Annotated in this window: 8 protein-coding genes; 4 read left to right on the top strand and 4 right to left on the bottom strand. The window is 35.1% G+C overall.

Features of this window, described 5'->3' with window-relative positions; all coding sequences use genetic code 11:
• Nucleotides 1–212: 212 nt before the first annotated feature.
• The 4 genes from ACY65O_RS16590 to ACY65O_RS16605 all read right to left on the bottom strand — a co-directional run bounded on the left by ACY65O_RS16590 (nt 213) and on the right by ACY65O_RS16605 (nt 5,292).
• Entirely contained in the window at nt 213–722 is a 510-nt protein-coding gene (locus ACY65O_RS16590) for a hypothetical protein (RefSeq protein WP_462221978.1), read from the bottom strand.
• A gap of 69 nt (nt 723–791) precedes the next feature.
• Nucleotides 792–1,799 carry a UDP-N-acetylmuramate dehydrogenase gene (murB, locus tag ACY65O_RS16595; protein ID WP_462221979.1) on the bottom strand — a complete coding sequence of 336 codons (1,008 nt, stop codon included), beginning with the start codon at nt 1,797–1,799 and terminating at the stop codon, nt 792–794.
• A gap of 167 nt (nt 1,800–1,966) precedes the next feature.
• Nucleotides 1,967–4,441, bottom strand: coding sequence for a replication restart helicase PriA (gene priA / locus ACY65O_RS16600; protein WP_462221980.1), 2,475 nt, complete (start codon nt 4,439–4,441; stop codon nt 1,967–1,969).
• Nucleotides 4,442–4,506: 65 nt separating this feature from the next.
• Entirely contained in the window at nt 4,507–5,292 is a 786-nt protein-coding gene (locus ACY65O_RS16605; RefSeq protein ID WP_462221981.1) for a lysophospholipid acyltransferase family protein, read from the bottom strand.
• Between the two features lie 173 nt (nt 5,293–5,465).
• On the opposite strand from ACY65O_RS16605, the gene rplU reads away from it, so the two are divergent.
• From rplU to ACY65O_RS16625, 4 genes are all read left to right on the top strand, one after another.
• Nucleotides 5,466–5,771, top strand: coding sequence for a 50S ribosomal protein L21 (gene rplU / locus ACY65O_RS16610; RefSeq protein WP_462221982.1), 306 nt, complete (start codon nt 5,466–5,468; stop codon nt 5,769–5,771).
• Nucleotides 5,772–5,871: 100 nt separating this feature from the next.
• Nucleotides 5,872–6,138, top strand: a complete 267-nt coding sequence (rpmA, locus tag ACY65O_RS16615) for a 50S ribosomal protein L27 (protein ID WP_462221983.1) — start codon at nt 5,872–5,874, stop codon at nt 6,136–6,138.
• An 80-nt stretch (nt 6,139–6,218) separates the two neighbouring features.
• Nucleotides 6,219–6,347 (top strand): hypothetical protein, encoded by a 129-nt coding sequence (locus ACY65O_RS16620; protein ID WP_430989759.1) that lies wholly within the window; start codon nt 6,219–6,221, stop codon nt 6,345–6,347.
• Nucleotides 6,348–6,667: 320 nt separating this feature from the next.
• Nucleotides 6,668–8,276: helix-hairpin-helix domain-containing protein (locus tag ACY65O_RS16625; RefSeq protein WP_462221984.1), on the top strand; the 1,609-nt coding region annotated here is incomplete at its 3' end.

The raw sequence follows: 8,276 nt of genomic DNA on the forward strand, positions 1-8,276 counted from the left end.
CATGGCCTTGCCGCACATTCTTTAATCAGCAAAAAAGTTGTAGAAGGTAAAATTGAATTTAAAGATCTGATGGGTAGCATGCTTAACATAGGCAGCCAGCATTTTAGCGAAGAAGATTTTAATGAAGATGATTTTAATTGATAAGAACAAATAAATCTTATAAAAATGCCGCACTCAAAAAAAAGATTGCGGCATTTTTATTATTGAAGCAATTAAAATTTATACCCAAATGCTATCCCCCCATAGTAAGGCCAGAAAAATCCTTTTCCAAACACAGGATTTATTGCAGCCCTGAAGAAAAAACCTCCTTCTTTGGGTTGTAAACGATAGCCAATATTTAAGTGACCAAAAGTGCTATTAAAATCATCTTTAGTTCCCGAAAAAGTTTCGTTTACTATTACCGGTGTAACACCTGCGCCAAGTTCAAAATAATGTTTTTCATCTTTACCCAACAGGTAATTAATGCCCAAAGGAATAAATAAAACAGTGGTTCTGTCGCCGTTAGCGCCTAAGCTAAAACCGCCGAAACCCACTCTTCCTCCAATGCCCTTTTCTGATTTTGTAAATCGCATATCGTAGTTTATTGAAGCCAGGCCAGGACCTCCCACTTCAAAAAATACTGCTTTAGCCGGTGCGGTTGATCCTGATCCATCTTTGCCATATTGTGCACTGGCATTTAAAAATAAAGAAGAGATGAGGCAGGTAAAAAAAATTTTCTTCATAAAGTTAATTTTAAGGTTAAGTTATTATACAGACGATTACAATTAATAAAATGCTGCTTAAGTTTTTTGTTAAATTATATTAACTTCTCTTTCTAAAACTACTCCAAATTTTTCTTTTACGCTGGCAATTATTATTTCGCTCAAATTAAATATTTCATCACCATTGGCTTTACCATAATTAACGAGAACCAATGCCTGCTTTTCGTGGCAGCCTGCATCGCCTTTACGATAGCCTTTAAAACCACACTGCTCAATCAACCAGCCTGCTGCTAATTTTACATTACCACTGGGTAAGTTGTAGCCAACTATACCGGGGAACTTTGAATATAGAATATCGAATATCGAGTGTGTTACTTCGGGATTTTTAAAAAAACTTCCGGCGTTACCAATTTGTGATGGATCAGGTAATTTTGATGTCCTAATATTTATCACCGCATCCGAAATTGCTTTTATACTCAATTCTTCTACACCCATTTTTTCCAACTCCTGTTCTATTGCACCATAAGATGTATTGAAATGTGGAATTTTACTCAGCCGGAAAATCACATTAATAATTGCAAACTCATTTTTAAATTTTTTCTTAAATATACTTTCTCTGTAACCAAATTCGCAATCGTTTAAAGTAAATTGGTGTATTTTTTTTTCTGTAAGATGAAAAGCTTCTAATGCATAAAACACTTCTTTCAACTCCACCCCGTACGCTCCAATATTTTGCATGGGGCTTGCACCCACATTACCGGGGATAAGTGATAAATTTTCTACGCCAGCAAAATTATTGTGGATGCAATACAGTACAAACTGGTGCCAGTTTTCGCCTGCGCCGCTTTGTACATACACATAATGCTCATCTTCTTTAATAATTTTTATGCCCTTTATTTCATTTTTTAAAATCAGTCCATCAAAATTTTTGGTAAATAAAATATTACTGCCTCCGCCCAGAACTAATGTTTGTTGTTTATTAAATTCCAGCAATTCGTTTATTTCATCAACAGTATTGAATGTTGCAAAATATTTTACATTCACAGCTATACCGAATGTATTTAATTTTTTCAGAGAAAAATTTTCCTGTACCTGCATTTTTAATGTATAATATGGACAAAGCTAAATAGAAATTCTTGGTTGAATGGAGCGTCGCCAATGTCGCCACATCAAGGTACAAATGTTCGTAACAAAAAAATAGAAACATTATTGTTAGCTCTTCCTGCAACCGCCGTCAGGGTTTATAACCGCTGACGGCGGTTGCATCAATTCGTATCAACATCTACAATAACACTCACACTTTTATAACTTTTTTCTCCCGTTAATAAATTAATATGGTTGCGGATAACTTTTTTATACGTCATACTCATACCATATTCTTTAGGCAGCTTAATTAATATTTCCTTTAAATACTGATTGCGTATGCGATCAATAACCGGTGCCGCCGGGCCAACAATATATTCTTTTAGATCCTGCCTTAACGATGCTGCCAGTTTATCTGCGGCATTGGCAACAATTGTTTTGTCTTTATGTTTTAAAGTTAATAAAACAATACGGCTGTACGGCGGATAAAAAAAATGCTGGCGGTTTGCAATTTCATTTTGGTATAAACCTTTGTAATCGTGTTGTTGTACCAATTGTAACACCGGGTGCTTTACATTGGTGGCTTGTATAATTACTTTACCCTGTATATTTTTTCTGCCGGCACGGCCGCTCACCTGCTCCATCAATTGAAAGGCCCGTTCGTTAACCCTGAAGTCGGCAAAACTTAACAATCCATCTGCATCTAAAATGCCCACTAAATTTACTTTATCAAAATCTAACCCTTTTACCACCATTTGTGTACCTACTAAAATATCAAGCCGGTGCTGTTCAAATAATTGTATTAAATTATCATGTGCTTTTTTTCCTCTCACACTATCCACATCCATTCTTGCAATTTTATTTTTTGGAAAATCGTCTTCCAGTTGTTCTTCAATTTTTTCGGTGCCAAAATTTTTCTCTAACCAATTATTATTGCCACAAGCAGGGCAGGTAATTAATTTTGGATACTGGCTGGCGCAATAATGGCAATGTAATTTATTGCTGAACTTGTGAAGCGTTAATGATACCGAACAATGATTGCATTGCGGAATAAAACCACAGGCACCACAAATTAAATACGGATTATAGCCCCTGCGGTTTTGAAATAAAATGACCTGCTGATCAGCATCCAAAGTTTTTTGCATGGCTTCTTTTAACTGCGGACTGATCATTACTTTTCCTTTTTGCGCCACCTGCCTTACATCAATAATTTCTATCGAGGGTAAATTGATACCACCAAATCTTTCATTCAGCTCCACCAATGTATACTTATCGCTGGTGGCGTTAAAATAACTTTCAACCGAAGGTGTTGCACTGCCTAATAAAACCTGTGCGTTAAAAATATTGGCATAATAAATAGCGGCATCTCTTGCATTATATCTTGGCGAAGGGTCCTGTTGTTTGTAAGAGGAATCATGTTCTTCATCAACAATTATCAACCCTAAATTTTTAAAAGGAAGAAACAATGCACTTCTTGCACCCAATACCATTTTTATTTCGCCGGTTCTTATTTTATTCCATAATTCTATACGTTCGTTGTCATTAAATTTAGAATGATAGATGGCAATGTTGCCGCCAAAATGTTTTTGTAACCGCCGGATAATTTGGGCCGTCAATGCAATTTCTGGCAATAAATACAACACCTGTTTGCCCTGCTGAAAATATTTTTCCATCAGCTTTACATATACTTGTGTTTTGCCGCTGCCGGTAACACCGTGTAATAAACAAACATTTTTATTGCTGAAACTTTTTGCCACTGCATCACTGGCTTCCTGCTGGGCTGCACTAAATTCAAAATCTACATCCATATTGCGGGGCATGGTTTTAATCCTGTCCACACTTCGCTTTTCTACAAATAAAACATTTTTTTCAACCAGACCATTTAATTGTGCAGCCGTTGCACCAGATTTTTTTAATAACGCAGTTTGTAACACATCCCCTTCTGTTTTTTCCAAATGCAAATAAGCTAAAAGTAATTCCATTTGTTTAGGGGCGCCTTTCCAATCGTTCAATTTTTTGCTCAGTTCTTCTTCGTTATTATAAACGGGGTTAAGCAAAACATAATTTTCTTTTTTGGCTTTATATTTTTCATCTAAACTTTCCCACACAAAGCATATTTTTTTCTCAATCAATTTTTTTATAACAGGGTAAACATGGTTAATGTCCAGAACCTGCTGCACTTCGGATAATCTTAATTCTTTTTTTATCAGTAAAGCTTCGGCAACTAAAAATTCTTCATTACCCAAATGAGAAAAATCATCCCCCGCTTCTTCATTATACAATAAAATAGTTTCGCTGCTTAATTTAAAATGTGCAGGTAAAGCCGCTGCCATTACTTCTCCTTCGCTGCACATATAATATTGTGCCATCCATTGCCAAAGCTGCAACTGCTGCGGATATACAATGGCCTCATCATCCAGTACATTTAATACCGGTTTAGTTTTATAAGAAGGTTCTTTATCTAGAATATTTTTTATAACGCCTGCATATTTTTTATTTTTCAATTCTACTTCTGCCCTGCAGCCGGGTTTTACTTTATCTATTAATTCAACAGGAATAGTATACGTATAATTCTGCGGCAGTGCCAATGGCAAAATTATTTCGGCCCACAGGCCGGAGGAAGGTTCAGTAAATAATATTTCATTGTTTACATTCATTAAGCGATGCTGATATTTAAAATTAAAGAAACAATTTGTGCAGGAGGCTAAAAATAATTTTTCTTTTAGAAAGCCCCTTCAGGGGTTTGGGGTTTTATCCAGCTCACTTTATATTCAATCAATTTTTCTGCCATTACACTATACACTTTTTCTTTAAGCCATTGCACATCTTTTGTGGTTAATCCTTCCACAGGTATTTCATTTAAATAAACAATACGTGATTTACCGGGAGTTAGTGAAAAAATATTATCGTAATGATAGCGATCGTAAGCATCTAAAAATAAAATAGGCTTAATGGGTGTTTGTGTTTCGATAGCTACTTTAAATGCACCATCATAAAATTCTTTTAATGGTTGGTGTGTTAAATTAAACGTTCCCTCCGGACTTATTACTATTGAAATACCTTTTTTTATTACGCTTTTTAACTGCAAGACACTTTTACCCCTTTTCTCAGCGCTGCTTCTGTCTACCAGTACCACCGTATTGCTGTATAAAAAACCAAAGATGGGAATTTTTGCCATTTCTGCTTTTCCCAAAACTCTGAAGTGTTGTTTGCGGATAGCTTTCATCAAAAGCGGAATATCTAAATATGATATATGATTAAATACAAAAACATATTGTTTTATTGGATCGGGCCTGCTCTCATATATATATTGTTGCCGGATGCCCATCATCAGTAAAAAAAAATCGGCCCAAAGCTGGCAAAGCTTATATATAAAGTTGCCGCCTTGTATTTTACCAAAAAAAGAAGCTATTACCACCAGTGGGAATATCAGTAAAAGAAAGGCAGTGAATAAGATAAATCCGTAAACACTGTACAGGATTTGTATAAAGCGCAAGAAATACTGCATAATTTAGAGCGAATATATATTGTTTATGTACGCTGGCGCATTACGAAATACTGGTTTTCAGTTAAAAAAAGCAGCTTTGCGCTCAAAATGCCCAATCGTGGATATTTTTCTGTTTTACTGCGCCAAATTACGGTTTAAACCCTTACCTTTGCCGTCCTAAATTTGGGATATTTATGTTAGCAGTAGTAAAAATAGCAGGTCAGCAATTTAAAGTAAAAGCAGGCGACAGTTTATATGTGCCGCACATTGAAGGCAAAACCGGAGACCAGGTAGAATTTGCCGATGTGTTGATGACACATAACGATGGAAGCTTCGTTTCTGGATCAGCAGTAAAAGCTGTAGTTAAAGCTGAAATTATCAGCGATCTTATTAAAGGTGAAAAAGTAATTGCCTTTAAAATGAAAAGAAGAAAAGGTTTTCGTAAAAAACACGGACACCGTACACAGTACACTCACATTAAAGTAACAGCAATCGCTTAAAAAGTTAATTGGTTTAATGGTTGATTTGTTTATTAGTAAAAACATTTTATCCATCGCACCAATAAACTGATAAACTAATTAACGAATAAACTTTTAAGACATGGCACACAAAAAAGGTGAAGGTTCCGTAAAAAACGGCAGAGATTCACAAAGCAAAAGATTAGGTGTAAAAATTTATGGTGGCCAGGCAGTGCTTGCAGGTAACATCATCATCCGTCAACGTGGTACAGTTTATCATCCCGGTAAATATGTTGGTGTTGGAAGAGACTTCACCATCTTTGCATTAACCGATGGATTGGTTGAATTTAGAAAAGCGAAAGGAGATAAAAATATAGTTTCTGTCAATGCTGTTGAGGCTACGGCTTAAATATTTTTTAATTTTTTTTGTTAGTTTGATAAATATTTCTATTTTTAAGTATTATTTACTAACCAATTAAATTTAAAAAAATGGCAACAAAGAAAAAAGCTGCAAAAAAAGCTGCTCCTAAAAAAGCTGCAAAAAAAGCTGCTCCTAAAAAAGCTGCAAAGAAAGCTGCTCCTAAAAAAGCTGCAAAGAAAGCTGCTAAGAAAAAGTAAGCTTTGCTTTTTAAAGCAAAAAAATACGGAAGCCCTGGTAATTTTACCGGGGCTTTTTCTTTTGTAACCCTTTGTGGCACTGTATTACAGCCAAGGGTACTTTTTAGTTTTTGCTTTAATTTTTATGCACTAACAAAAAATATTTTTCAATAAATTGATGAAAATATTTTTAAATGCTTGATTGAGATACGACTTTTTTTATTTTTTATTTCAACTCAGTTTTATTTTTTGCATTCAATTTTATAAAAAAAACATCTTGTTTTTCTCTCATTAAAAAAAATGCCGGCTGCTTTATTTTTGATTTTTATTACTTTTGAAATATGGATAATTACCAAATTGCTGAAAATTTTTCTCTTTTAAGCAAGTTAATGGACATACATGGTGAAAATAGTTTTAAGGCAAAAACGTATGCTATTGCAGCATATCATGTAGAAAATTTACCAGAACAATTAAGCAATACACCGCAAGAAAAAATTAATGTTATAAAAGGTATTGGTGAATCAACAGCAAAAAAAATTATTGAACTTTTACAAACCGGTACATTAAAAGTATTGCAGGAAATGATTGCAAAAACACCACCGGGTATTATTGAATTACTGAACATAAAAGGTATTGGTCCAAAAAAAATTCATACCATTTGGAAAGAGATGGAAATAGAAAGTGTAGGTGAACTGTTATATGCCTGCCAGGAAAACCGTTTGAAATTATACAAAGGCTTTGGAGAAAAAACGCAGCAGAATATTATTGATACCATTGAATATTATTTACACAACCAGGGCAGTTATTTATATCCGCAGGTAGAAGAAGTGGCGCCGCAAATTATTGCTTATTTAGAAAAATTATTTTCTGCCGAAAACGTTTTTATTACCGGTGCTTTTAAAAGACAGGCAGAGATTATTGATGAACTGGAATTTGTGGTAAACAGCACCAACGAACTGATAAAACCAAGGTTTGTAAGTGCCAACCCGCCAGAATTACTGGAAGAAAAACCCGGTAGTTTGCTGTATAAACTATTAAATGGGTTGCGCCTGAGGTTATATACCGGAACAGAAAACTTTAAAAAAAGTGTATTTACCACCATCGGCAGTGCCGAGTTTACAGCTGCATTTGAGCAACAGTTTACCGGCATTGATTATAATAATAGTGATATTTCAATATTTGAGCAAGCTAAAATAAATTTTATTCCACCCTGTTTAAGAGAAACTGCAGCCATTATTGAAAAAGCGAAGTCAATAAAAATACCCCACCTTATACAAGCCTGCGATATAAAAGGGATAATTCACAGTCACAGCAACTGGAGCGATGGCAGTAATACTATTGAAGAAATGGCCAAGGCAGCTAAAGAAAAAGGATTTGAATATTTAGTTATCAGCGACCACAGCAAAAGCGCTTTTTATGCACAGGGATTAAGTGAAGAAAAAATTGCTGCACAACACCAGTATGTAAATGAATTGAATGAAAAAATAACCGGCTTTAAAATTTTTAAAAGTATTGAATCTGATATTTTAAATGATGGCAGCCTCGATTACAGCAACAGCATACTTGCTACTTTTGATGTAGTAATTGCTTCTGTACACAGCAATTTAAAAATGAGTGAAGAAAAAGCCATGCTGCGTTTATTGAAAGCTATTGAAAATCCGTACACAACAATACTCGGCCACTTGACGGGAAGGTTATTGTTGAGCCGCAAAGGATACCCGGTTGATCATAAAAAAATTATTGATGCCTGCGCTGCAAACCATGTAATAATAGAATTAAATGCCCACCCCCGCCGCCTTGATATTGACTGGCGGCATATTGATTACGCACTGCAAAAAAATGTGCTCATCTCCATTAACCCCGATGCCCATACCATTGAAGGGTTTGAAGACATACGGTATGGCGTATTGGCTGCACAAAAAGCTATGGTTACAAAAGATCAAAATTTAA

It is taken from the genome of Ferruginibacter sp. (genome assembly GCF_031430955.1).
Lineage (GTDB): Bacteria > Bacteroidota > Bacteroidia > Chitinophagales > Chitinophagaceae > Ferruginibacter.

What these genes read in the sequence shown, in the direction of transcription:
- ACY65O_RS16590 (WP_462221978.1), bottom strand. Translation starts at nt 722, where the DNA reads ATGAAGAAAATTTTTTTTACCTGCCTCATCTCTTCTTTATTTTTAAAT.
- murB (WP_462221979.1), bottom strand. Translation starts at nt 1,799, where the DNA reads ATGCAGGTACAGGAAAATTTTTCTCTGAAAAAATTAAATACATTCGGT.
- priA (WP_462221980.1), bottom strand. Translation starts at nt 4,441, where the DNA reads ATGAATGTAAACAATGAAATATTATTTACTGAACCTTCCTCCGGCCTG.
- ACY65O_RS16605 (WP_462221981.1), bottom strand. Translation starts at nt 5,292, where the DNA reads ATGCAGTATTTCTTGCGCTTTATACAAATCCTGTACAGTGTTTACGGA.
- rplU (WP_462221982.1), top strand. Translation starts at nt 5,466, where the DNA reads ATGTTAGCAGTAGTAAAAATAGCAGGTCAGCAATTTAAAGTAAAAGCA.
- rpmA (WP_462221983.1), top strand. Translation starts at nt 5,872, where the DNA reads ATGGCACACAAAAAAGGTGAAGGTTCCGTAAAAAACGGCAGAGATTCA.
- ACY65O_RS16620 (WP_430989759.1), top strand. Translation starts at nt 6,219, where the DNA reads ATGGCAACAAAGAAAAAAGCTGCAAAAAAAGCTGCTCCTAAAAAAGCT.